27 protein-coding genes and 1 pseudogene are annotated in these 23,301 nt (G+C 64.0%); 12 read left to right on the top strand and 16 right to left on the bottom strand.

Translation table 11 applies throughout. From position 1 onward, the window contains the following. Positions 1 to 110: 110 nt before the first annotated feature. On the bottom strand, positions 111 to 611 hold the full coding sequence (locus FCU66_RS24015) for an FxsA family protein (RefSeq protein ID WP_136620341.1): 501 nt from the start codon (positions 609 to 611) through the stop codon (positions 111 to 113). Positions 612 to 828: 217 nt separating this feature from the next. Between FCU66_RS24015 and FCU66_RS24010 the strand changes: the two genes are divergently transcribed. Genes FCU66_RS24010 through FCU66_RS23995 form a run of 4 tightly spaced genes read left to right on the top strand, consistent with a single transcriptional unit; the run spans position 829 to position 3,577 of the window. After that, positions 829 to 1,536, top strand: a complete 708-nt coding sequence (locus FCU66_RS24010; RefSeq protein WP_136620340.1) for a Tim44/TimA family putative adaptor protein — start codon at positions 829 to 831, stop codon at positions 1,534 to 1,536. Between the two features lie 24 nt (positions 1,537 to 1,560). After that, entirely contained in the window at positions 1,561 to 2,685 is a 1,125-nt protein-coding gene (gene mltA / locus FCU66_RS24005; RefSeq protein WP_136620339.1) for a murein transglycosylase A, read from the top strand. Continuing rightward, entirely contained in the window at positions 2,682 to 3,212 is a 531-nt protein-coding gene (locus FCU66_RS24000) for a Smr/MutS family protein (protein WP_136620338.1), read from the top strand. The genes mltA and FCU66_RS24000 overlap by 4 nt, the downstream gene beginning before the upstream one ends. Beyond that, positions 3,209 to 3,577 carry a helix-turn-helix domain-containing protein gene (locus FCU66_RS23995; protein ID WP_136620337.1) on the top strand — a complete coding sequence of 123 codons (369 nt, stop codon included), beginning with the start codon at positions 3,209 to 3,211 and terminating at the stop codon, positions 3,575 to 3,577. The genes FCU66_RS24000 and FCU66_RS23995 overlap by 4 nt, the downstream gene beginning before the upstream one ends. A gap of 92 nt (positions 3,578 to 3,669) precedes the next feature. Here the strand turns inward: FCU66_RS23995 and FCU66_RS23990 are convergent, their stop codons facing one another. The 4 genes from FCU66_RS23990 to FCU66_RS23965 all read right to left on the bottom strand — a co-directional run bounded on the left by FCU66_RS23990 (position 3,670) and on the right by FCU66_RS23965 (position 7,001). Next, positions 3,670 to 3,906, bottom strand: coding sequence for a hypothetical protein (locus FCU66_RS23990; RefSeq protein WP_136620336.1), 237 nt, complete (start codon positions 3,904 to 3,906; stop codon positions 3,670 to 3,672). Between the two features lie 357 nt (positions 3,907 to 4,263). Continuing rightward, complete coding sequence (locus tag FCU66_RS23980) at positions 4,264 to 4,881, bottom strand: transglutaminase-like cysteine peptidase (RefSeq protein ID WP_136620335.1); 618 nt, start codon at positions 4,879 to 4,881, stop codon at positions 4,264 to 4,266. Between the two features lie 248 nt (positions 4,882 to 5,129). Continuing rightward, a complete protein-coding gene (locus FCU66_RS23970; RefSeq protein WP_136620334.1) occupies positions 5,130 to 6,407 on the bottom strand; it encodes a polyhydroxyalkanoate depolymerase in 1,278 nt (425 codons plus the stop codon). A gap of 234 nt (positions 6,408 to 6,641) precedes the next feature. Continuing rightward, positions 6,642 to 7,001 carry a septal ring lytic transglycosylase RlpA family protein gene (locus FCU66_RS23965; protein ID WP_136620333.1) on the bottom strand — a complete coding sequence of 120 codons (360 nt, stop codon included), beginning with the start codon at positions 6,999 to 7,001 and terminating at the stop codon, positions 6,642 to 6,644. A 308-nt stretch (positions 7,002 to 7,309) separates the two neighbouring features. Here FCU66_RS23965 and FCU66_RS41250 point away from each other — a divergent pair, with 308 nt between their 5' ends. Further along, positions 7,310 to 7,486, top strand: a complete 177-nt coding sequence (locus tag FCU66_RS41250; RefSeq protein WP_168992031.1) for a hypothetical protein — start codon at positions 7,310 to 7,312, stop codon at positions 7,484 to 7,486. 231 nt (positions 7,487 to 7,717) lie between these two features. Here FCU66_RS41250 and FCU66_RS23950 read toward each other — a convergent pair whose 3' ends face one another. The 4 genes from FCU66_RS23950 to FCU66_RS23935 all read right to left on the bottom strand — a co-directional run bounded on the left by FCU66_RS23950 (position 7,718) and on the right by FCU66_RS23935 (position 11,483). After that, the gene (locus tag FCU66_RS23950) at positions 7,718 to 8,512 is read right to left on the bottom strand and encodes an ATP-binding cassette domain-containing protein (protein WP_136620332.1); all 795 of its coding nucleotides are present in this window, start codon (positions 8,510 to 8,512) and stop codon (positions 7,718 to 7,720) included. A 10-nt stretch (positions 8,513 to 8,522) separates the two neighbouring features. Then, the gene (locus FCU66_RS23945; RefSeq protein WP_136620331.1) at positions 8,523 to 9,299 is read right to left on the bottom strand and encodes an ABC transporter permease subunit; all 777 of its coding nucleotides are present in this window, start codon (positions 9,297 to 9,299) and stop codon (positions 8,523 to 8,525) included. Further along, entirely contained in the window at positions 9,296 to 10,459 is a 1,164-nt protein-coding gene (ssuD, locus tag FCU66_RS23940; RefSeq protein ID WP_168992030.1) for an FMNH2-dependent alkanesulfonate monooxygenase, read from the bottom strand. The genes FCU66_RS23945 and ssuD overlap by 4 nt, the downstream gene beginning before the upstream one ends. 70 nt (positions 10,460 to 10,529) lie before the next feature. Next, the gene (locus FCU66_RS23935) at positions 10,530 to 11,483 is read right to left on the bottom strand and encodes a sulfonate ABC transporter substrate-binding protein (protein ID WP_136620329.1); all 954 of its coding nucleotides are present in this window, start codon (positions 11,481 to 11,483) and stop codon (positions 10,530 to 10,532) included. Between the two features lie 284 nt (positions 11,484 to 11,767). Between FCU66_RS23935 and FCU66_RS23930 the strand changes: the two are divergent. Next, positions 11,768 to 12,055: pseudogene (locus FCU66_RS23930) on the top strand (GIY-YIG nuclease family protein). A 163-nt stretch (positions 12,056 to 12,218) separates the two neighbouring features. On the opposite strand, the gene FCU66_RS23925 reads toward FCU66_RS23930, so the two are convergent. The 4 genes from FCU66_RS23925 to tauA form a co-directional block, all read right to left on the bottom strand. Further along, on the bottom strand, positions 12,219 to 12,404 hold the full coding sequence (locus FCU66_RS23925) for a hypothetical protein (protein WP_136620328.1): 186 nt from the start codon (positions 12,402 to 12,404) through the stop codon (positions 12,219 to 12,221). Between the two features lie 31 nt (positions 12,405 to 12,435). Further along, the gene (locus tag FCU66_RS23920) at positions 12,436 to 13,296 is read right to left on the bottom strand and encodes an ABC transporter permease subunit (RefSeq protein WP_136620327.1); all 861 of its coding nucleotides are present in this window, start codon (positions 13,294 to 13,296) and stop codon (positions 12,436 to 12,438) included. Further along, on the bottom strand, positions 13,293 to 14,084 hold the full coding sequence (locus FCU66_RS23915; RefSeq protein WP_136620326.1) for a taurine ABC transporter ATP-binding protein: 792 nt from the start codon (positions 14,082 to 14,084) through the stop codon (positions 13,293 to 13,295). Before FCU66_RS23915 ends, FCU66_RS23920 begins: the two co-directional genes overlap by 4 nt. Positions 14,085 to 14,287: 203 nt before the next feature. Further along, a complete protein-coding gene (tauA, locus tag FCU66_RS23910; RefSeq protein WP_136620325.1) occupies positions 14,288 to 15,301 on the bottom strand; it encodes a taurine ABC transporter substrate-binding protein in 1,014 nt (337 codons plus the stop codon). Between the two features lie 436 nt (positions 15,302 to 15,737). Between tauA and FCU66_RS23905 the strand changes: the two genes are divergently transcribed. From FCU66_RS23905 to FCU66_RS23895, 3 genes are all read left to right on the top strand, one after another. Then, positions 15,738 to 16,043: a hypothetical protein gene (locus FCU66_RS23905; protein WP_136620324.1), complete on the top strand. Its 306-nt coding sequence runs from the start codon at positions 15,738 to 15,740 to the stop codon at positions 16,041 to 16,043. Positions 16,044 to 16,190: 147 nt separating this feature from the next. Further along, positions 16,191 to 16,661, top strand: a complete 471-nt coding sequence (locus FCU66_RS23900) for an RrF2 family transcriptional regulator (protein WP_136620323.1) — start codon at positions 16,191 to 16,193, stop codon at positions 16,659 to 16,661. Positions 16,662 to 16,692: 31 nt separating this feature from the next. Next, positions 16,693 to 18,027 (top strand): FAD/NAD(P)-binding protein, encoded by a 1,335-nt coding sequence (locus tag FCU66_RS23895; RefSeq protein WP_136620322.1) that lies wholly within the window; start codon positions 16,693 to 16,695, stop codon positions 18,025 to 18,027. 16 nt (positions 18,028 to 18,043) lie between these two features. On the opposite strand, the gene FCU66_RS23890 is transcribed toward FCU66_RS23895, so the two are convergent. Next, positions 18,044 to 18,814 (bottom strand): type 1 glutamine amidotransferase domain-containing protein, encoded by a 771-nt coding sequence (locus FCU66_RS23890; protein ID WP_136620321.1) that lies wholly within the window; start codon positions 18,812 to 18,814, stop codon positions 18,044 to 18,046. 123 nt (positions 18,815 to 18,937) lie between these two features. Between FCU66_RS23890 and FCU66_RS23885 the strand changes: the two genes are divergently transcribed. Then, positions 18,938 to 19,285: a winged helix-turn-helix transcriptional regulator gene (locus tag FCU66_RS23885; protein WP_136620320.1), complete on the top strand. Its 348-nt coding sequence runs from the start codon at positions 18,938 to 18,940 to the stop codon at positions 19,283 to 19,285. 8 nt (positions 19,286 to 19,293) lie between these two features. Here FCU66_RS23885 and FCU66_RS23880 read toward each other — a convergent pair whose 3' ends face one another. Both FCU66_RS23880 and FCU66_RS23875 read right to left on the bottom strand, forming a co-directional pair. Next, positions 19,294 to 19,944 (bottom strand): cysteine hydrolase family protein, encoded by a 651-nt coding sequence (locus FCU66_RS23880; RefSeq protein WP_136620319.1) that lies wholly within the window; start codon positions 19,942 to 19,944, stop codon positions 19,294 to 19,296. Further along, entirely contained in the window at positions 19,941 to 20,273 is a 333-nt protein-coding gene (locus tag FCU66_RS23875; protein WP_136620318.1) for a hypothetical protein, read from the bottom strand. The genes FCU66_RS23880 and FCU66_RS23875 overlap by 4 nt, the downstream gene beginning before the upstream one ends. Positions 20,274 to 20,617: 344 nt before the next feature. Here FCU66_RS23875 and FCU66_RS23870 point away from each other — a divergent pair, with 344 nt between their 5' ends. Next, positions 20,618 to 22,039 (top strand): pyridoxal-phosphate dependent enzyme, encoded by a 1,422-nt coding sequence (locus FCU66_RS23870; RefSeq protein ID WP_136620317.1) that lies wholly within the window; start codon positions 20,618 to 20,620, stop codon positions 22,037 to 22,039. Next, positions 22,036 to 23,226 (top strand): trans-sulfuration enzyme family protein, encoded by a 1,191-nt coding sequence (locus FCU66_RS23865; protein WP_136620316.1) that lies wholly within the window; start codon positions 22,036 to 22,038, stop codon positions 23,224 to 23,226. Before FCU66_RS23870 ends, FCU66_RS23865 begins: the two co-directional genes overlap by 4 nt. The last annotated feature ends 75 nt before the right edge of the window (positions 23,227 to 23,301 follow it).

Raw genomic sequence — 23,301 nt, 5'->3', positions numbered from 1 at the left:
TATCCGGTTCGGACACCAGCACCTTTCTCCCCGTCTCTATACGGGGAGAAATGCCCGGCAGGGCAATGAGGGGCGGCGCCGTCGCCCGAGAAAGGTTCAGAATTCTCGCCCTACTCGTCCTTGAGGCGGCGCCAGGGGGAGTTGTGGTCCGGTCCGCGCGCATAGTCGTCGCTGCGCGAATAATCGCCATCCTCCAGGTCGATGGTCTTGTCGCGCTGCCGGCCGCGGAAGCCGCCGGTCGAGAAATTGGTGGCCAGCACGACGCGGCCTTTCAGGGCTCGCCAGGCGAGGTCGCGGACCGGCGGCAGGCACAGCAGCAGGCCGATAATGTCCGTGATGAAGCCGGGAATGATCAACAGGATCGCCGCCAGCACGATCATGGCGCCATGCGCCAGCTGGCGGCTCGGATCGCGGCCGGCATCCATTTCGGTACGGATCCGCGTCATGACGCTGAAACCCTGATGCCGGAGCAGCAGCGCGCCGGCGATGCTCGACGCCAGCACCAGGCCGACTGTCGCCAGCGCGCCGACCTGGCGTCCGACAACCACGAAGCCGGCGATTTCCAGCAGCGGAAGTGCCAGGAGAAAAAGGGGGAGGAACGAAATGCGCAAGTCTTGCCAACCTTTTTCGATCGTTTTGGCCGTTTCGATTGTTTTGGCTCCCAGTGAGCAATCGCCGCTGGCCCTGAGGCAGTTAGATAGGTATGCCTGCCTTTGATTTGAATGATTGCGCCTTGCGTTCTATATGCTTTGAATGTTGAACGCTATGCGACCGCGGCCATTGGGCCTGACGGTCCGGCCACAGGGCAGGGATTGATTGGCGGAAGATATGGGATTCTTCGACTTCGGCACGATTTTCTTCCTGATTGCGGCGGTGGTCATCTTTTTCCAGCTGCGCAATGTGCTGGGCCGTCGCACCGGCAGCGAACGGCCGCCCTTCGATCCCTATACGGCGGCCCGCAGCGGCGACAAGGATGCCGCGCAGAAATCCGAAAATGTCGTCTCGCTGCCACGCAAGCGTCTTCCGGGCGAACCGGCGGCCGACACCTATACGGCGATCGACGCTTTCGCCAAGCCCGACACCGACCTCAACAAGGGCCTGCGCACGATCAAGGACAATGACCCGTCCTTCGAGCCGAAGGGTTTCGTCGACGGCGCCAAGATGGCTTATGAAATGATTGTCATGGCCTATGCCGACGGCGATCGCAAAACGCTGAAGAACCTGTTGTCGCGCGAGGTCTTTGACGGCTTTGTCGCCGCGATCGGCGAACGCGAGGCCAAGGCGGAAAAGATCCAGTCCTCCTTCGTCGGCATCGACAAGGCCGACATCGTCTCGGCCGAGATGAAGGGCGGCGAGGCGCATGTCACGCTGCGCATCATCAGCGAGCTGATTTCGGCGACCCGCGACAAGGCGGGCGCGGTCATCGACGGCGACCCGGAAACCGTCGCCGAGGTCAAGGATGTCTGGACCTTCGCCCGCGACACACGCTCGCGCGATCCGAACTGGAAGCTCGTCGCCACCGAGGAAGAAGACTGAGTTCGGATACGCGGCGAGGCTCCGGTGTCGCTATCGCCTCTCTTTGTCGGAAAATCTTTCGCTGACCTCCCTGGCTGGGAGGACGACGACCATCTGGCGGCTTTCGCTGCCTTTCGCCGCTCCGCCTTTCATGTCCTGACCAAACCCTATCGCAGCGGTGCGCTCGGCGTCGACTTCGGCGCCTTTGCCGACGCCTACGCCGAGGCTCGCACCGTTTCGCCGGCGAATCGGTCGCCAATTCTGGATCGGAAGGAAGCCCGCGCCTTCTTCGAACGCCATTTTGTTCCGGCACAAATCCGCGCCGAGACCGGCGGCCCCGGCCTCGTCACCGGTTTCTATGAACCGCAAGTCGAGGCGTCGCCGGTGCGCACGGAACGTTTTACGGTGCCGCTGCTGTCGCGTCCGGCCGATCTCATCGATATCGACGACGCCAACCGGCCGCCCGGCATGGACCCTTATCTCGCTTTTGCGCGGCAGACGCCGGACGGGCCGGTCGAATATTTTGATCGCGGCGAAATCGAGTGCGGCGCGCTTGACGGCAAGGGCCTGGAAGTCGCCTGGCTGGCCGACAAGGTCGATGCCTTCTTCATTCACGTGCAAGGTGCGGCGCGCCTCGCCATGACCGACGGCCGGCTTGCTCGCGTCACCTATGCGGCCAAATCCGGCCAGCGCTTTACCGGGCCCGGCAAGATCCTGAGCGAGATCGGCGAGATCCCGCTGGAAAAAGTAACGATGCAGTCGATCCGCGCCTGGTTCAAGGCGCATCCCGGCCGCATTGACGAGATCCTGTGGCAGAACCGCTCCTACATCTTCTTCCGCGAGGCAGCGGTGGATGATGCGGCCCTCGGTCCGATCGCCGCCGCCAAGGTGCCGCTGACGCCGGGCCGCTCGATCGCGGTCGACCGCCTGCTGCACACATTCGGCACGCCGTTTTACATTGACGCCCCCTCGCTCACCGCTTTCGAGGCAAAACCGTTCCGGCGCCTGATGATCGCGCAGGACACCGGCTCCGCCATCACCAGGCCCGCGCGGGGCGATCTCTTCGCCGGTTCCGGCGATGCGGCCGGCGAGATCGCCGGCGTGGTGCGCAATGCGGCCGATTTTTATGCGCTGGTGCCGCGCGCGCTCGTTCCGGGGTCGAATCGATGACCCGGCGCCCAGACAAATTGAGCGAGGACGACCGGGTTCTGTGGAACCTCGTCGCGCGCACGGCCAAGCCGCTGAAGGGCAGGATCGCCGCCGAAATCCCCGAAATTGCTGCCGAGGCCAAGCCGACGCCGTCGCAGCCGGCGCCGGCCGCGACCAACGCTGCAGGGGCGGCAAAGCCGAAGGCTCAGCATGTCACGCACCGCCTCGACGAGCCGACGCTGGACAAGCTATCGAAAGGCCGGTTGCCGATCGAGGGCCGCGTCGACCTGCACGGCATGACGCAGGACGAGGCCTATTCGCTGCTGTTCTCGTTCCTGCACCGGGCGCATGCCGGCGGCATCCGCTATGTGCTGGTCATCACCGGTAAGGGTTCTTCTTCGGGTGGCGATGGCGTCTTGCGGCGCGCCGTGCCCGCCTGGCTGTCGACGCCCGCCTTCCGGCCGCTGGTTTCCAGCCACGACCATGCCGCCCGCAACCATGGCGGCTCGGGCGCGCTTTACATCCGGCTGCGGCGGGTGCGTTCATGACCCCGTTCGGCGAGAAGCTGCGGGCGCTCAGAAGCGAACGCGGTGTCAGCCAGAAGGACATGGCGGCGGCGATCGGCGTCAGCGCCGCCTATCTGTCGGCGCTCGAGCATGGCAGGCGCGGTGCGCCGACCTGGACGCTGATCCAGAAGATCATCGGTTATTTCAACATCATCTGGGACGACGCCGAGGAGCTGGCGCGGCTGGCCGAAGCCTCTCATCCGCGTGTGAAACTCGACACGTCGGGCCTGAACCCCGCCGCTACCGAGCTGGCCAATCTGCTGGCCGAGAACATCGAGAAACTCGACGAAGCGGAGCTTCGCCGCATCACCGCATCGATCCGCGCGGCGCTCGGCCGACGGCCATAACTGGTCTTGCCCGGATTTTGCGGCGGCCGAACGTCCGTCTGATCGCAAAACAGCGCCTGCCGGCGGGCAGCCAGCAGGCAACTGTGATGAGATCATTTCTTGCCGGCCGTGCCGCCATTATTTCCCCGGCCGCCTTTGTCGCCGTGGTCGTGGCCATTGTTTCCACCGCCGAGGCAGTTCGAGTCGCCGACGCTGCAACAGCGGCCGCTCCACAAATCGTTGGTCGAGGTGTTGGCGCAGCTTGGGATGGTCTGGTTGGCCAAGGCGGATCCGGCCAAAGCCGATACCGCGACGGCGGCGAGGAATGCATTTCGCAAAAGTGCGGTCATTTGAAGTCTCCATGATTGGTTTCCGTCTACGGCCATGTGTCGTCGGCCGGGAGGAAATGGTTCACGGAGGCATGTGAAATTTTGCCGGAGGGCGGTGTCGCGGGCAGCGACAGGGATCAGTTGGCAACGTCGCGCTGCCCCTCATCCGCCTGCCGGCACCTTCTCCCCGTATAGTGACGGGGAGAAGGATATAGCCGCGCCGTTGGCGCTTACGACGTTGACGATTGGCGAAAGCAGGGATGAAGGCGTCTTTCTCCCCGTCACTATACGGGGAGAAATGCCCGGCAGGGCAATGAGGGGCGGCGCCGACCTCGGCTATTTGGCGAAAGCGGCAGCGCGATCGTGCTTCGAAGCTTCCTACTGAACCGCGCCGACCAGCACCTGCTGGCCACCGCGGATCGAGACCCAGCGGCCGGTGTTGTCGATCGCCTGCCGCTTGAGGAAGCGGTAGCCGGTCGCGTCCCATGGCTTGACCTTGTCGGTCAGATTGTCGAGCACATAGTCGCCCTTGTCGGTGCGCACCGTCAGCACCGCATGGCCCTCGCCGTCGGGCTTGCGCACCACGGTGATCAAGAGATCGGCAAGCGAGATGCTCATGCGCGAAAGCTGGCGCCGCTTTTCCAGCACATAGTCCTCGCAATCGCCGACGCCCTTGTCGGGATAGGCCCAGACTTCGTCCTTGCCGTAGATGTCCATGTCGCTCATCGGCTTGACGGCGGCGTTGACCCTGGCGGTGACGTTGAGAAGCTTGCGCATCAGCCCGTCGGTCATCGGGGCCGGCGCGAGGTTGGACGGGCGGATCGAGCATTCGCCCGGATGCAGCTTGCAGAAATCATAGTGGCCAATCGGCTGCGAGGTGAGACCACCGGTCGCCATCGCTCCGGCCGCCAAAGCCGGTGCCACCCAGCCTCCCGTTACTGCCAGCCCGGCCGCCACATACACGCGCAGCCGTCGCGCCATTGGTGAGGATATCATTGTCCCCGCTCGCCCTTTGTTATTAACGAAAGGTTAAGGGGGATTTACAGTCCGTGTCAATTACGACGACGGTCGGATTGTCGGCATGGTTACCCGAGGGGCAGCACCGCGTCTATTGTGCAACAGAATCGGCCAGCCGGCCGGTTTTTGCCGGATTGACGCCGTTAAGCCTTGTTCCAGGCACGTCATTTCCCAAAATCGCTACGCCCCTCGGGTCAGTCCGTGGCCATGCTTTTGGGCGATGCGCATTATCTTTTGGCGGTACGGACCAGCTTCGGCTTCACCGCCACACGCTCCTGGCGGCCATAGCTGGTGATGAAGTCCACGATGCGCGGCACGATTTCGGAGCGGAAGCGCGAGCCGTTGAACACGCCGTAATGGCCGACCGCCGGCTGCATGTAGTGGGCATGCCTGTCGGCAGGGATGTTGGGGCACAGATCATGCGCCGCCTTGGTCTGGCCAAGGCCGGAAATGTCGTCGTTCTCGCCCTCGACCGTGAACAGCGCGACGTTGCGGATCGCCGACGGGTCGATCCGGGTGCCGCGATGCGTCATCTCGCCCTTGGGCAAGGCCTGGCGCACGAAGACGGTGTCGACGGTCTGCAGGTAGAATTCCGCCGTCAAATCCATGACAGCCAGGTACTCGTCGTAGAAATCGCGGTGCTTCTCGGCATTGTCGCCGTCATGCTTCACCAGGTGCATGAAGAAGTCCTTGTGGGCGATGATGTGGCGGTCGAGGTTCATGCTCATGAAGCCGGAGAGCTGCAGGAAGCCTGGATAGACCTCGCGGCCGAAGCCCGGCACCGGCCACGGCGCATTCATGACGACATTGTCGCGGAACCAGTCGATGCCCTTTTCCTGCGCCAGCAGATTGACCGCGGTCGGATTGCTGCGGGTGTCGATCGGCCCGCCCATCAAGGTCATCGTCGAGGGCACGAAGGGGTCGCCCTTCGTTTCCATCAGCGCCACGGCGGCAAGCACCGGCACGGAAGGCTGGCACACCGCCATCACATGCGTGTCGGGGCCGAGCGCATGCAGTATATCAATGATGTAGTCGATATAGTCGTCGAGATCGAAGCTGCCGTCGGCCAGCGGCACCATGCGGGCATCGACCCAGTCGGTGATGTGCACGTCGGCATAGGGCAGCATGGCTTCCACCGTGCCGCGCAGCAGCGTCGCATAGTGGCCCGACATCGGCGCCACAATGAGAAGCTTGGGGTCGGGCTTACGCCCGGCGGGAATGGCGCGCTCAAAGCGGACGACTTTGCAGAACGGCTTCGACCAGATGGTCTTCTCGGTGACCTCGACGCTCTTCCAGTCGACCACTGTCTTGTTGAGGCCGAAGGTCGGCTTGCCGTAGCGGCGCGTGGTGCGCTCGAACAATTCGGCGCCCGCCGCGACCGAACGGCCCCACGGCGTGTGGGAAAACGGATTGAGCGGATTGGAGTAGAACAGCCGCACCGCGTCGGCATAGAGGCGCGCCGGCTGCAAGGCGGCGTGGTTCATTTCATAGAGCTGGTAGAACATCGAGAACCCCGCTGCTGCCTGCGACCGAAGGGACGACGAGCAGCGCCGAGCCTTAAATGTCTCGCGGCGAAGTTAACAACTAATTGCTGCGATGCAATACGTCACGCGGCGTGACCAATACTTCTTTGGTTCAAGGCCCTGGGAATCGGCCCTGAACGGCGCCAGCCGGCTCAGTGTGCGGCTGCGAAATGTGTAAGTAATGTGTCCGGCCCATGTTGCCGGACACAGGAAGTTCTAGACGCGCGCCATGCACACGGCGGTGTGGCCGGAGCCGATGAAGCCGAGCTGGCCGGCCGCACCCTTCGACAGGTCGAGCACGCGACCCCTAATGAACGGGCCGCGATCGTTGATGCGCACGATGACGCTGCGGCCGTTGTTCTTGTTGGTGACCCTCAGCTTGGTGCCGAATGGCAAAGTGCGGTGCGCGGCGGTCATCGCCGACGGGTTCATGCGTTCGCCCGATGCGGTCTTGGAGTGCAGGGCATACCACGAGGCACGGCCGCACTGGCCGGCGGCGGTTGCCGAAGAAGCGCCGACCATCAGGCCAGCAGCGATCGTTACCGCGACAAGCGCGGTCTGTTTTGAGTTCTTCATATTTGGGGATGGCTCCGTTCTTTGACAGACCCCAGCCGTTAGGTGCCGAATAAGGCAGGAAATGCGGCAATGATCTGGCGGTTCCGTGGCAGTGGCACACGTTTGGAGTCATTGGGTAACAGTCTGTCAGGGATTTTCCGACGAGCAGAGATCAATTGATGATGATCTTCGTGCCGATATCCGGGATTTGTTTGACAAGATCGAGCATAGATATCCAAGTAGAAGCCCCGCAATCGGGCGGCTTCCTTTGGCTCTTTCATCGCGGCCATGGCGCCGCAACCGATCGACTTCGAAAGCGAGATCCGGCAATGAGACTGACCAAAAATCTGCTGGCGTTGATTGTGCTTGCCATCGGCGCGCTGTGGTCGCTGCAAGGCGTCGGCGTGATCGGCGGCAGCTTCATGACCGGCCAGTCGCAATGGCTCTATGTCGGCATCGTCACCATGCTGGTCGGCCTGGCGGGCCTGATCTGGGCGAACCGGTAGGGGGTGAGCTGCCAGAAACGAGCGTAGCGATCCTTCGCGCCCCCCTCTGTCCTGCCGGACATCTCCCCCACGAGGGGGGAGATTGGCAGCTTCGGCCTCGCGACCTTCTTAAAAGGTTGGAGATTGGCGAAAGCAGAGGTGACGGCCAATCTCCCCCCAAGTGGGGGAGATGCCCGGTAGGGCAGAGGGGGCGCTGTCCCGCCGACGTCTCGAAGTCTGCGCCTGAAAAACCTACCCGAACAGCCGATCCAGAATCCTGCCCTCCAACCGGGCAAGCTCCACCGAACCGCGCCGCCGCGGCCGTTCGACGGGCACCTCCAGATCGAGCGCGATCCGGCCTTCGCTGATCACCACGACCCGGTCGGCCAGCGCGACCGCTTCGGCGACATCATGCGTGACCAGCACCGCGGTAAACTTCTGGGTGATCCAGATGCGTTCGAGCAATTGCTGCATCTCGATGCGGGTCAAGGCGTCGAGTGCGCCGAGCGGCTCGTCGAGCGCCAGGATCTGTGGGTGGCCGACCAGCGCACGGGCCAGCGCCACGCGCTGCTTCTGGCCGCCCGACAGCACCGACGGCCACTCGTCGGCACGATCGGCAAGCCCGACCTCGCCGAGAATGTCGAGCGCGCGTTGCGTTGCCTCGGCGCCGGAAGCAATCCCGGTCAGCCCGACCTCGACGTTTTTCACCACGCTGGCCCAGGGCAGAAGCCGCGGCTCCTGGAACATGAAGCGCGTGCGGCTGTGTCCTTGCTCTTCCACGCCGTATGTCAGCGATCCCGATGTCGGCCGGTCGAGCCCGGCCAGCAGCCTGAGCAGCGTGCTCTTGCCGCAGCCGCTTTTGCCGATGACGGCAAGGAACTGCCCGGCCGGCACGTCCAGGTCGATGCCGTCGAGCACGGTCTTGTCACCGAAGCGTTTTCCCACACCCTTGAAGGCAAAGGCGCGCTGCCTTTCGATCGGTTCCACCGGTCGTGCCGGCGGCGTGGCGACGAAGGAGCGGACGGCGGTCAGGCTGGCGGCTGTCATGGGCAACATCTCATCCGTTCTGGAAGGCCGGATGCCAGCCGAGCGACAAACGCTCGAGCAGGCGGGCGAGGCTGTCGGCGAGCTTGCCGAGCAGCGCATAGATCAGGATCGACAACACGACGACATCGATCAGCAGGAATTCGCGCGCCTGCATCGCCATGTAGCCGAGGCCGGAACTGGCCGAAATGGTTTCGGCGACGATCAGCGTCAGCCACATGATGCCCAGGGCATAACGCAGGCCGACGAAGATCGCCGGCAGCGCGCCGGGCAGGATGACGCGGAAGAACAGCGCGCGACGGTCCATGCCGTAGACGCGGCCCATCTCGACCAGCTGCGGGTCGACGCTCTGGATGCCGAGCAGCGTGTTGACATAGATCGGAAAGAACACGCCGAGCGCCACCAGGAACAGTTTGGCTTCCTCGTCGATGCCGAACCACAGGATCACCAGCGGGATCAGCGCCAGATGCGGGATGTTGCGGATCATCTGCAGCGTCGTGTCGGTCAGGCCGCGGCTCAGCGTCGACAGCCCGTTGGCGAGGCCAAGCGCAAAGCCGATCGAGCCGCCGACGGCAAAGCCGGCAAGGGCGCGCGCGGTCGAGACGCCGATGTTGCGGATCAGCTCACCCGACAGCGTCAGCCGCCAGAAGGCCTCGGCGACCGCACTTGGCGCCGGCAGCACGTTGGCCGGCATGACGCCCGCCCGTGATGCAATCTCCCAGCCGGCGATCACCAACGCCGGGAGCAGCCAGCCGATGCCATTGCTGCGGAGGCGTGCGCCAAAGCTCATGACGAGGCCTGCAGGCGGTTGGCGCCATGGAAGCCGACCGAGAATTCGTTGGCGATGTTCTCATGCGCCCGCTGCCGCCTGGTGCCGAGCCCGAGTTTTGGGAACAAGAGCTCGGCGACACGGTAGGCTTCCTCGAGATGCGGGTAGCCCGAGCCGATGATGGTGTCGATGCCGATCGCCTGGTACTCGCGGATGCGTTCGGTGATCTGCTCGGGCGTGCCGACCAGTGCCGTGCCGGCGCCGCCACGCACCAGCCCGACGCCGGCCCACAGATTGGGCGACACCACCAGCCGGTCGCGGCGGCCGCCATGCAGTTCGGCCATGCGACGCTGGCCGACCGAGTCCATCTGGTTGAGGAAGCGCGCCTGCGCGTTCTCGATCTGGGCGTCGGTGACATGGCTGATCAGCCGGTCGGCGGCGCGCCAGGCTTCATCCTCGGTTTCGCGCACGATGAAATGCAGCCGGATGCCGAAGCGCAGTTTTCTGCCGCGCAGCGCCGCTTTCTTGCGCGCTGCCGCGAGCTTCTCGGCGACCTGTGCCGGCGGCTCGCCCCAGGTCAGATACATGTCGACGAGGTCGGCGGCGAGGTCTTGGCCGGCGTCGGACGATCCGCCGAAATAGAGCGGCGGCCGCTCTTGGCGCGGCAGAAGGTCGAGGCGGCCATTCTCGACGCGGTAATATTTGCCGTCGAAATTGACCCGCTCGCCCGACACCAGGCCGCGCCAGATGGTCAGGAATTCATGCGCCTGGGCATAGCGCTCGTCATGCGGCAGGAAGACGCCGTCGCCGGCGAGCTCGGTCGGGTTGCCGCCGACCACGACATTGAGCAGCAGGCGGCCATTGCTCAACCGGTCGAGTGCCGCGGTCTGGCGCGCGGCAAAAGTCGGCAGCGTCACGCCGGGCCGCAGCGCAACGAGGAACTTCAGTTTTTCGGTGAGCGTCGCGAGACCCGTCGCGGTGATCCAGGAATCCTCGCAGTTCTGACCGGTCGGCAACAGCACGCCGGGAAAGCCGAGCCGGTCGACCGCTTGCGCGATCTCCTTGAAGTAGCCGAATTCGGGCGGCCGCTGCTGCTCCTCGGAACCGAGATAGGAACCGTCGCCATGCGTCGGGATGAACCAGAAGAAATCGAGCGGTGCGGTGCTGGCAGGTGCGGTCATGACGGACCTCATGGAAGGTGCAAACGCAAATGGCGCCGGGCGTTCTCACCCGGCGCCATCGAGGAAAAAATCAATTGCCCGGTGCGGTCCACACCGCGTCGGAGATGCGGACCGCGTTCGGGATCAGCCCGAGTTTGTAGAAGCGGTCTGCGGTCGCCTGCTGGCCGGCGATGATCTGGTCGGTGATCGGAAAGATGCCGAACTTGGTGCGGTTGGCGGCGATGATCTGCGCGTCGAGCGGCACGCCGGTGACCTCATGCAGCGCCGCGGCCACCTTGTCGCGATTCTGGTCGGCCCATTTCGCCGCCTCGCCAAGGGCTGATATCGTCGTGGTGACGGTTTCGGGGTGCGCCTTGGCGAAATCCTTGTTGGCGAGGAAATAGGTGTTGACCTTGAGCACCTCGCTGGAGCGCGCCAGCACGCGCGGCTGGTAGCGGGTTTCGGCGATGGCGAAGAACGGATCCCAAACGGTCCAGGCATCTATCTGGTCGCTGGCGAAGGCGGCGGCGGCATCCGCCGGGCTCAGGTAAACCGGCGTGATCTGGTCGAAGGGAATGCCGGCCTTTTCCAGCGCGGCGACCAGCAGGTTGTGAGCGCTGGTGCCCTTGCCGACGCCGACGCGCTTGCCCTTGAGGTCGGCGACCGACTGGATCGGCGACGTCGGCTTGACGAAGATTGCCTCGCCCTCGCCATTCGACGGCAGTGCCGCCGCATAGACGATATTGGCGCCGGCCGACTGGCCGAAGATCGGCGGTGCGTCGCCGGTCCAGCCGACATCGATGGCGCCGACATTGAGAGCCTCGACCATCGGCGGCCCGGCGGTGAACTCGACCCATTTGACCGTCACGCCCTTGTCGCTGAGCGCCTTTTCGATCACCTGCTGCTGCCTGGCGATCACCGGCAGGCCGGTCTTCTGATAGCCGATGCTGAACTGCTTCAGCTCCTGCGCCGTGGCACTGAGCGACACAGTAACGCTTGCCGCCAGCAGCCCGATGCCGAATGCACGTCTAGTCAGATTGAACATGATCCCTCTCCTTCGATGCGGATCGGCGCCGGGAAAACGGCCTCGCCGGTTGGAAGATGGGTCAGGCTAAGTATTTCTATAAATTTAGTAGAGGAATGATTTTGCGAGTTGGCGCGAGAGGGTGGAATTGTTTTCTGCTTTAACGAGCGTTCGTCATCCTAGGGCGAAGCAAGGAGCGTAGCGACGCGGCGCAGACCCTAGGATCCATGCCGTGACGTTGGTCGTAGAATACAGCGGATCAGAATGGCGCTTGTACGCGCACCAACGCTTGCTACCCTGAAACCATGACCGGCTACGTCTACATGACCGCGAGTCAGAAGCGCGGTACGATCTACATCGGCGTCACCAACGATCTTGGTCGCCGCATGCCGGAACACAAGGCTGGACAGGGCTCAGGCTTCACCAGTCGCTACGGTGTGCAACGCCTTGTCTGGTACGAGGAGTATTTTGACATTACTGATGCGATCCAACGTGAGAAATCCCTGAAACGCTAGCCGCGCCAGTGGAAGATCGACTTGATCGAGACGACCAATCCGGAATGGTTCGAACTCTTTCGCGGAACCGGGTGGTGAGCGTTTTTGCACCGTTGCAACGCGTCCAGGTTGCGGCATGGATCCTAGGGTCTGCGCGCGTCGCTTCGCTCCTTGCTTCGCCCTAGGATGACGAAGAGAGGGATGTCTCGGCCAATCTCGAAGGCTTGTGATTGGCCGCTGTGTGCCGTCCAGCCCGCCCCATTCACTGCGACCAGTACTGCCAGGCCCAGTAAAAACTCTCGTCGCGCGGCGGCAGCCGGTCGCGCTCGGCGTCCAAGTGCACCGGCGCCGGCGATTTCGGTTGCTGTTCAAGCGGCTGGCTTTCCCTGGTCCAGGCGAGAAGCCAGTTACCGGCTTGGGCGAACAGCACGGCGGTGGAATGGGTCATCGTCACTCTCTCCTGCTCTTCTGGTTTCCAATCATTCGCGTCCCGCCCACGGGACGAGCACGCGCTCGATCCTGCGGATGGTGAATTCGAGCACGAAGGCGATGGCGGCAATCACCAATATGCCCATCACCACCACATCGGTGACGAGGAACTGGGCGGCCGACTGGATCATGAAGCCGAGCCCGCGCGTCGCTGCGACCAGTTCTGCGGCGACAAGCGTCGACCAGCCGGCGCCGAGCGCGATGCGCAGGCCGGTCAGGATCGACGGCAGCGCACTGGGCAGGATGACGTGGCGGACCACTTGTGCGCGCGTGGCGCCAAGCGAGCGCGCTGCGTTGATGCGTTCCTGCGAGACGCCGCGAACGCCGGACGCGGTCGACAGCGCGACCGGCGCCAGCATGGAAATAGTGATCACCAGGATTTTCGACGGCTCGCCGATGCCGAACCAGATGATCACCAGTGGCAGATAGGCAAGTGGCGGGATCGGCCGCAGGAACTCCAGCAGGGGATCGAAGATGCCGCGCCCGACCGTGCTGATGCCGATGGCGAGACCAACCGGCACGCCGACGATGATGGCCGCGATCAGCGCCGCGAACACCCGCCACAGGCTGGCGACCGCATGCTGCAGCAGCGTCGCATCGACGAAGCCGTCGCGGGCGACGACAATGAACTTGTTCCACACCGCGGCAGGCGAGGGCAGGAACACCGGCGACACCAGTTGCAGGCGCGCCGACAGCGCCCACAGTGCCAGCACCACCAGGATGGTCACGGCGCTGACCATGCGCGCCGAAATGCCCTTGCGCTTCGGGCTTGGCCGCGACCACGGCACCGACAGGCCGTCGGCCTCATCGATCTTGTGTCCCGGCCGCTCGGTGTAGGAAGTAACGGTCATGCCGCTTCTCCTTCGAAGATCGCGTCGGTCAATTCGCCGCGCGCTGCGGCGAAGGCCGGATCGGCCTTGATGGTTCGAATGGCTTCGCCCGATGCGTAACGCCTGGAGAAACCGGGCTCGAAGCTCCGCACCACGCGACCCGGGCCGGGCGCCAGCACGACGATGCGGGTGGCGAGCACCAGCGCCTCCTCGATGCCGTGCGTCACCATCAGCACGCCGACGTCGCTTGCCGTCCACAAATCGAGCAGCGTCGTCTGCATGCGCTCGCGCGTCAGCGCATCGAGTGCGCCGAGCGGCTCGTCGAGCAGCAGGAATTCCGGTTCTGCGGCCAAGGCACGGGCGAGGCCGACGCGCTGGCGCATGCCGCCGGAAAGTTCCCAGATGCGCTTGTCGCCGGCATCGGTGAGCTTCACCAGCTCAAGCAGCTCATTGGCGCGGCGCGCCCGCTCGGCCGGCCTGATGCCACGCAGCCTGAGCGCGAAGGCAACGTTTTCGCGCGCGGTCAGCCACGGAAACAAAGCGTCGTTCTGGAACACCACCGCCCGGTCCGAGCCCGGCGCGGTGATCAGCTTGCCGTTGATGGAGGCACGCCCACGCGCCGGCGCGACTAAGCCGGCAGCGACATTGAGCAGCGAGGTCTTGCCGCAGCCGGAGCGGCCGACCAGCACGACGAAGTCGCCCTTGGCGACATCGATCGACACAAGCTCGACGGCGGGCACCGCCTGACCGTCATAGTGGATCGAGACCTTGTCCAGTACGAGATGGGGGTCGAGCACGAGATGCGGCATGGGTGCCTCGCAGTTCTGGAGCATGATCCCGAAAAGTGGCGTCCGGTTTTCTCGGACAAACGGTTTTCCGTTTGTCCAGAGATCATGCTCAAACAGATGGATAATCCGACTGCCCCGGAGCCGCTCCTCGTCAGCGGTTCCGGGGCAGACAGCACGCGGCGTCAGGGAAGGAGATCCGCGCGCGTTCGGTGTGAGTCAGGCGCTCAGTTCGAGGCCAGCGCCTGGGTGACGTATTTCGACGACACGTATTTCGAATAGTCCGGCAGCACGGCGTCGATCTTGCCTTGCTCCTTGAGGAAGGCGGACGTCGCTTCCACCGCCTTGACCGTGCCGCCGCCGAGGAATTTGTCGGACGCCTGCTCTTCGAGGGTCGGGAAGACATAGCCCTTGAGCAGCTGTGGCACCTCTTCCAGCTTGGCGCCGGTGAGCTTGGCGATCGCCGCCGCCTGCGGTGACGACACCGACCATGCGTCGGGCTTGGCGAGGAACTCGGCATAGGCCGCTCCCGTCACCTTGACGAAGTCGCGTACGGCCTCGGGGTTCTTTTCGGCAAAGTCGGTGCGCACGATCCAGGCGTCGAAGGTCGGCGCGCCCCAGGCGGCGACCTGCGAGGAATCCAGCACCACCTTGCCCGTCGTCTTGATCTGGCCGAGCGCCGGATCCCAGACATAGGCCGCATCGATGTCGCCGCGTGAAAAGGCCGCGGCGATTTCCGGTGGCCTGAGATTGAGGATCTCGACCGACTTCGGATCGACGCCCTCATGCTTCAGTGCGGCAAGCAGGCTGTAATGCGTCGTCGACACGAAGGGCACGGCGACTTTCTTGCCGGCGAGGTCGGCGACCTTCTCGATGCCGGCGCCGTTGCGCGCAACCAGCGCTTCGGATTCGCCGATCAGGCCGACGATGAAGACGGTCTGGATCGGCAGCTCGCGGCTCGCCGCCGCTGCCAGCGGGCTCGAGCCGACATAGCCGATATCGACCGAACCGGAAGCGACCGCGGCGATGACATCGGCGCCGGAATCGAATTTGCGCCAGTCGATGGCCGCCTTCGTCACCTTTTCATAGACGCCGTCGGCCTGCGGCACTTTCGAAGGTTCGACCACCGTCTGATAGCCGATGGTGATCTTGAGGTCGTCGGCAAGGGCCGGGCCGAGGAAGGCAGCACCGGCAAGGGCCGCTGACGAGAGCAGAATAATGCGTCGCGAAATCGTGGACATGAAGGGCTCCTGAAAAGAGAAAAATCGGAATGCCCTATGATAGTCAGCTAATTCTATCGTTCTTGTAGAGTTAAATCCTTCCAACGAAAGCAGGCTTGTTAGAAAAAACCTGTCGGTGGCGGAGCACCCGAGCGCATATGGCGGCTGCAACCGCCATCATCGCCCCCGATGACAAATCGCCATACGAACAAGAATGGCGCTCCGCGAGCCTCCCCGGCTTCGTCATCCTATGGCGGAGCAAGGAGCGAAGCGACGCGGCGCAGACCATAGGATCCATGCCGCGACTTTCGAGCGCTGCTGCGGTGAAGAATTCTGCTCCGCTGCGCCCGCCAGCACGGTCCCGGCATGGATCCTCGGGTCTCCGCGACGGAGCTTTGCTCCTGCTACGCCCGTGGATGACGAAGTCGGGAAGCTCAGGCACTCGACAACCTTGCGAATGACAATTTTCACTTTTGCCAATACAGCGCAAATCCATACCCACAATAGCTACAGAATTGAAAACACGTTCCGCGTGTTCGGGGGTAAGTATAGTATTCTTATCGACATTAGGGAGTTGGAGTCGGCGATGAGCGGCCACCACATCACCAAGATCGCCAGCGGCATGGATCGGCTTTCGCCGTCGCGTCAGTCGATGCCGGTCGCCTCCGGCCCTGGAGGACCATTTGCCATCCTCCTGCCGTCAAAGCGCATTTTTGTGCTCTCAAGGGCACAAAGACCGGTTAAAATGGCTACAGCGGCTTGAAAACGAAGCAAAATCAACAGTTCTCGGCTTGTACATCATGTCACTAGAATTTATGTGTCATGCGGGCCTGGACGCGGCGGCAACGCACGCCAGGCGTTTCGCAACCGATGGTCCCGCGCCATCGCATGACAGAGAAATTTTGATTTCATGCTCACGAAAAAGGGTAAGTACGGCCTCAAGGCGCTTGTCCACCTCGCGCGATTGCCGGCCGGACAGCTCGCCTTCGTCAACGACATTGCCACCGGCAACAACATCCCGAAGAAATTTCTCGACGCCATCCTCGGCGAGCTGCGCAATGCCGGCTTCGTCCAGAGCCGCAAGGGCAAGGATGGCGGCTACCGCCTCGCCCGGCCGGCGGATGAAATCAAGGTCGGCCATGTCGTGCGCGTCCTTGACGGGCCGCTGGCCCCTATCCCTTGCGCCAGCCGCACCCAGTACCAGCGCTGTGAAGATTGCAACGAGGCGACATGCCAAGTCCGACATCTGATGCTCGAGGTCCGGCAGGCCATCGCCGAGGTGCTCGATCAGCGCAGCCTCGCCGAAATGCGCGATATGGCTGTCGACGACCTTTCGGTCGCGAGGGACGACCTGCCGGTTGCGGTGAAGGTCCAGGCCTGACAGCGGCGCTGCGCACACCGCAGGCATGCTTATGACCGGGCGCGCCAACTCGATCATCATTGTCGGCGGCGGCGCCAGCGGCGTCGTGCTGGCCGCGCATCTCTTGAAATCGACCAATCCCGACCTGCGCGTCACGCTGATCGAAAAGCGTCCGCATTTCGGGCAAGGCATCGCCTATTCGACGCTGCTGTCGGCGCACGTGCTGAATGTCAGCGCCGCCGGCATGAGCGCCTATGCCGACGATCCCGGCAATTTCTCGCGCTGGCTGCTGGAGCGCGGCCTGGCAAGTCAGGACCAGGCGCCGGTCTACGCACCGCGCAGCGTCTATGCCCGCTATCTGAAGGAGCTGCTGGACGATCTCGAGACGCGCGAGCAACAGACCGGGCGGCTTCGCCTGATCCGCGAGGAGAGCCTCGCCATCACCCCCACTCCGTCCGGTGTCGAAGTGGCGCTGGCCAACGGCACCAGCGTCGTTGCGCATCTCGCCGTGCTGGCCACCGGCCATGACGAAGAGCCGGCGCAAGGCCATGCCGTCAGGATGGGCTCGGAAGCCGATACAGCACTAGATCCCGACAGAAACGTCATGGTGCTGGGCACCGGCCTCAGCATGGTCGACGCCTTCCTGGCGCTGGAACAGCGCGGCCATCGCGGCGACATCATCGCTGTGTCGCGGCGCGGCCTGCTGCCCTCGCCGCACCGCAAGGGCAATCCGATCAAGCTCGACGTCGCCGACATTCCGCTCGGCACCCAATTGTCCTATTTCGTCGGCTGGTTCCGCGACCTGATCAAGGAGAACCAGAAGGCCGGCATCGACTGGCGCGACGTCGTCGACGGCCTGCGGCCGTTCAACCAGAAGATCTGGCAGAACTGGCCGGCTTCCGCCAAGCGTCGCTTTGTCGAACACACCAAGGCCTGGTGGGACATCCACCGCCATCGCATGGCGCCCGAGGTCTACGCCCGCGTCACCGAAGCCGTGCAATCCGGCCGCATCCGCCTGGTCGCCGGCCGCGTCGTCGACATCGCACGCAATGGCGCGTTTGCGGTCCAGGTCCAGTCGCGCCACACACAGCGCCTCGAAACCTTTGAGGTCGCCCGCATCTATGATTGCTCGGGCATCGTCCGGGACATCTCGACCTCGTCGAACAGCGTCGTGCGCTCGCTGGTCGACCGTGGCCTGGCGCGTCCGGATCCGTTGCGCATTGGCCTCGACGTGTCACCCAATTGCGAGATACTCGCCAGCGACGGCACCGTGTCGGCCAAGATCCTCGCCGTCGGCCCGCTGACGCGCGGCACCTTCTTCGAGATCGACGCCATTCCCGATATCCGCGTGCAGTGCGCGAGGCTGAGCAAGCAGCTGCTGGGTTAGGGCGCTGGCGTCTAGTTTAGCCGCCCAGTGCCTCGCAGACCGCGCGCGCGGTTTCCGCGCCCGAAAAATTCTGCTGCCCTGTGATCAGGTTGCCGTCGCGTACGGCAAAGCCGCGCCACAGCCTTGCCTGGACATAGTTGGCGCCGATTGCCCTGAGCTCATCCTCGATCCGCCATGGCATCAGATGCTTTCCACGCTCGAGCGCGCCCATCTCCCAGGTCGCCTTGTCGGCAAAATCCTCCTCGGCATTGGCGAAGCCCGTCACCGTCTTGCCTGCCGCGAGCAGCGATCCGTCCGCGCGCCTCGCATAGCGCAGCAGCGCTGTGCCATGGCAGAGCGCGGCGGCCACCTTGCCCGCTTCATGGAAGGCGACGAATGTCTGTTGCAGCGTTTCCGCGCGGTCATAGCTGAACATCGGCGCCTGGCCGCCGGCAACGACAATCGCGTCGAAGCTCTCGACATCGATCTCCGCCACCGGCCGCGTGTTGTCGACCAGGGCGCTGAGTTTCGGGCTCGAAATGAAGCCGAGCGAGATGAGGTCGGACTCGGAATAGCCCGATGGATCGCGCGGGTCGCTCAGCGCGTCGGCCTCGCATTTGCCGCCCTCGGGCGAGAATATCTCGACGGTGTAGCCGCGTTCGGTGAAGGCGAACCATGGGTGCGTCAGCTCGCTCCACCAGAAGCCGACCGGCCATCCGGTCGTGGTCGAGATAGCTGGGTTGGCGATGACGATCGCCACGCGCTTTGGCTGGCGCGCATTGACCGGATTGGCATCCCGTACACTCATCTTCGCTCTCCTGCCTGAAGCTTGTTGCCGACAGATACGGACGCGGCCGTGCTGTGCCTAGCTGGCCACATGGCCTGGCAAATTCTGCTTCCGAGGCGGCAAGGGCTTGCCTACGATGCGCGCATGACTCAGCGCGGTAGACTTTACGGCTGTCCGGTCGAGTTCGCGCTCGATGCGCTTGGCGGCAAGTGGAAGACGGTGATCCTGGCGCGGATCAAGGAGCAGCCGATGCGCTATTCCGAACTGCGCCGGATGATCCCGTCGCTGTCCGACAAGATGTTGACGCAGCGACTGGCCGATCTCGTCGACATCGGCTTTGTCGTGCTGGAGGCGTCGCCCGATGGCAAGGGACGCTACGCCTTGACCGACCGGGGCCGCGATCTGGCAGCCACCTTGCAGGCGCTCTACGACTGGGGAACCGTGCACGGGCGCGCGGTCGGCGTCCGGTTCCGCACCGAGATCGAGGCCTAGCAAGACGCTTATCTCTCAGCGGCGGCAAGCGCGCCGCAGAAGCCCGTGACATCGGTGATGACGGCCTCGCCGAGGAACCGAAGCGTCACCATCGACCGGTCGCGCGCTTCCCGGTTGCCGAAACCGCAGGCGTCCTCGATCACCACAGCCACGAAGCCATTGTCAGTCGCTTGGCGAACCGTCGGCTCGATGCCGATTTCCATCGCGATTCCAGCGAGCGCGATGGCGCGCACTCCGCAATCGCGCAAGGCGAAGCCGAGCGCGGTGGAATCGAACGCCGACATGGTTAGCTTGTCGAGCACGGCTTCATCAGGGCGCGGCTCGAGTTCGGGGACGATCCGCGTTGCCTCGGCATCGCGCAGGAACCACGGCTCGACCGCCTCGGGATTGTCGCGCCGCTGCCAGGCCATGGCGGTCCGAAGTTGGGTCGCGCCCATCCACTTGCGCGGCAGGGACAGATGGCGCGTGAACGCCACCCGCATGCCTGCCGAGCGGGCCGCTTCGAGAACGACGCCGGTGCGCTCGACGATCGCCTCCGCGCCGGCGACCTGGCGGCAGATGCCGACCTGCATGTCGTAGACGATCAGCGCCATACGGCGCGGATCGCACCACTCCACCAGGCTGGTCGGGATCTCGATCCCTTCGCTTGACCGGATCATGCGGCCGTCCGGTCCCAGGGTTGGGCGACATCGACCGACGGGTCGAACAGATATTCGAGCGGCAAGGGTGCTGCATCGAACGCCAGGAAATGCCATTCCAGCAGCCCTGCCTTCGACAGCGGAAAGTCATCGGTATAGCGCCTGGCCGCCTCGACGCTTTCGAGTTCGAAGACGATGATCACGCCGCCGACATCGGCGCGTGCGTAGTTTTCGCGCACGATCCCCGCCTTCCAAAGCCGCCAGACATTCGACACCTCATCGCGCAGATAGGGCTTCAGGTCGTCGATGGTGACGCCGGACTTGAAGTTGTCATAGGCAATGATCTTCATCGAAGGGTTCCCTGCATTTGGGCGCCGAACCGATCCGCGTCGCCGTGGATGATAGGAAGTGCGCCCTTGGCTGTTGCCGCGGCGACCGCTTCAGGGTGCCTCATGCATCTCGGCTACCATATGGAAATTGCAGCTCGCAACGAACGAGATGGTTCGTTGGAACGGCCGGCGGCGTGCCGGGGAAATCAGCGCGTCGGGGCGGACCTCCCCTCAATTCTGGAATTTCATTCCGCATCTGGCCGGTTGATTGGCACGATCTATCTTCTTTCCGACTGCAAAGGGCTGGAAAAGAGGCTACGCTGCCGCTCTGCCTCGAGGCGGTCGCTTGGTCATGGAGCATCGATATGAGCGAGCACGAGATCGCCGCAGCCGACGCGTTGTCCCGCCTGCGTCCGCCCTATGCGTCGGTTCTCGACCTGATCGGCCAGACGCCGGTGGTCGAGCTGACCAAGTTCGACACCGGCAAATGCCGGCTGTTCATCAAGCTCGAAAGCCAGAACCCCGGCGGCTCGATCAAGGACCGCATCGCGCTGTCGATGATCGCCGCCGCCGAGCGGGAGGGCAAACTCAAGCGTGGCGGCACCATTGTCGAGGCGACCGCGGGCAATACCGGCCTTGGCCTTGCCCAGGTCGGCATCCCCAAGGGCTATCGCATCGTGCTGGTCGTGCCCGACAAGATGTCGCGCGAAAAGATCCAGCATCTGCGCGCGCTCGGCGCCGAGGTGCGCATGACGCGCTCCGATGTCGGCAAGGGCCATGCCGAATATTACCAGGACATGGCCGAGAAGATCGCAGCGGAAACGCCCGGCGCCTTCTATGCCAACCAGTTCGCCAACCCGGCCAACCCGCTGGCGCATGAAACCACCACCGGCCCGGAAATTTTCTCGCAGCTCGGCGGTGATGTCGACGCGGTGGTCGTCGGCGTCGGCTCCGGCGGCACGCTGACCGGGCTTGGCCGCTACTTCGCGAAAGTGTCGCCGAAGACCGAAATGGTGCTGGCCGATCCGGTCGGCTCGGTGCTGGCGCCGCTGATCAAGACCGGCAAGATGGAAGAGGCCGGCAGCTGGACGGTGGAAGGCATAGGCGAGGATTTCGTGCCGCCCAATGCCGACCTGTCGCTGGTCAAGAAGGCGTACTCCATCCCCGACAAGCAGAGCATGCTGGCGGTGCGCGACCTCCTGTCCAAGGAAGGCATCCTCGCCGGCTCGTCCTCGGGCACGCTGTTGTCGGCCGCCTTGCGCTATTGCCGCGAGCAGACGGTGCCCAAGCGCGTCGTCACCTTCGTCTGCGACAGCGGCAACAAATACCTGTCGAAAGTGTTCGACGATTTCTGGCTGGCCGAACAAGGCCTGGCCGAGCAGGAACAGCATGGCGATCTGCGCGATCTGGTGATGCGCTCGCATCGCACTGGCGACACGGTCTCCGTCGGCCCGGACGAAAGCCTGCTCAACGCCTATGGCCGCATGCGCCGCTCCGATGTCTCGCAACTGCCGGTGCTCGACGACGGCAAGCTGATTGGCATCGTCGACGAAAGCGACATCCTGGCCAAGGTCGAAGGCCCGCATGACGGTCGCTGGGAGCGTTTCAACGGCCCGGTGCGCACCGCGATGACCTCCAATCTGCACACGCTGCAGGCCAGCCAGACGCTGGATGCGCTGCTGCCGGTGTTCGACCGCAACGAGGTCGCCATCATCTTCGACGGCGACGAGTTCGTCGGCCTGATAACCCGTATCGACCTGATCAACCATCTGAGGCGCGCACGATGACCAGCAGCACATCCGGCCCATCTTCAGCGGGCAAGAACCGCCTGGCCTTCTCGACGCGCACCATCCATGGCGGCCAGAGCCACGATCCGCTGACCGGCGCGGTGATGGTGCCGATCTACGCCACCTCGACCTATGCCCAGCAGTCGCCTGGCGTGCACAAGGGTTTTGAATATGCCCGCAGCCAGAACCCGACGCGCTTTGCCTTCGAGCGGGCCGTGGCCGACCTCGAAAGCGGCTCGGCCGCCTTTGCCTTCGCTTCCGGCCTGGCCTCGATCGCCACCGTGCTGGAGCTGCTCGATTCTGGCGCCCATATCGTCGCCACCGACGACATCTATGGCGGCTCCTTCCGCTTGATGGAGCGGGTCAGAAAACGCTCCGCCAATCTGCAGGTCTCGTTCGTCGATTTCACCGACCTCGCCGCCGTGGAAGCCGCGATCCGCCCCGAAACAAGAATGCTCTGGGTCGAGACGCCGACCAACCCGCTGCTGCGCATCGTCGACCTCGAAGGCGTCGCCGCACTCGCCAAGCGCAAGGGCATTTTGTCGGTCGCCGACAACACCTTCTGCAGCCCCTACATCCAGCGGCCGCTGGAGCTCGGCATCGATATCGTCGTCCACTCGACGACGAAATATCTCAACGGCCATTCCGACATGGTCGGCGGCGTTGCTGTTGTCGGCGACAACAAGGATCTCGCCACCCAACTGAAATTCCTGCAGAACGCCATCGGCGCCATTTCAGGCCCGTTCGACAGTTTTCTGGCGCTGCGCGGCCTCAAGACTTTGGCGCTCAGGATGGAGCGCCACTCCGCCAACGGCCTCAAGATCGCCAAGTGGCTGGAAGGCCGCAAGGATGTGCGCCGCGTCATCTATCCCGGCCTCGCTAGCCATCCGCAGCACGATATCGCCCAGCGCCAGATGCACGCCTTCGGCGGCATGATATCAGCCGTGCTCGACCGCGACCTCGCCGGCACGAAACGCTTCCTCGAACGCACGCAATTGTTCACGCTCGCCGAAAGCCTGGGCGGGGTGGAGAGCCTGATCGAGCATCCGGCGCTGATGACGCATGGCTCGATTCCCGCCGAGAAGCGGGCGGAGATCGGGATATCGGATTCGCTGGTACGGTTGTCGGCGGGGATCGAGGACGGTGATGATCTGATCGCCGATCTGGATCAGGCGCTGGGGGGTTAGGGGGCTGATGTCGCGGCGAGGAAGATGCGGCGGCGCAGGGTAAACTGGTTCTGTAGCGATCCTTCACACCCCCCT

The sequence above is a fragment of the Mesorhizobium norvegicum genome (assembly GCF_004919685.1).
Classification (GTDB): Bacteria; Pseudomonadota; Alphaproteobacteria; order Rhizobiales; family Rhizobiaceae; genus Mesorhizobium; species Mesorhizobium norvegicum.
This window is presented reverse-complemented; position numbering and strand designations above follow the sequence as displayed.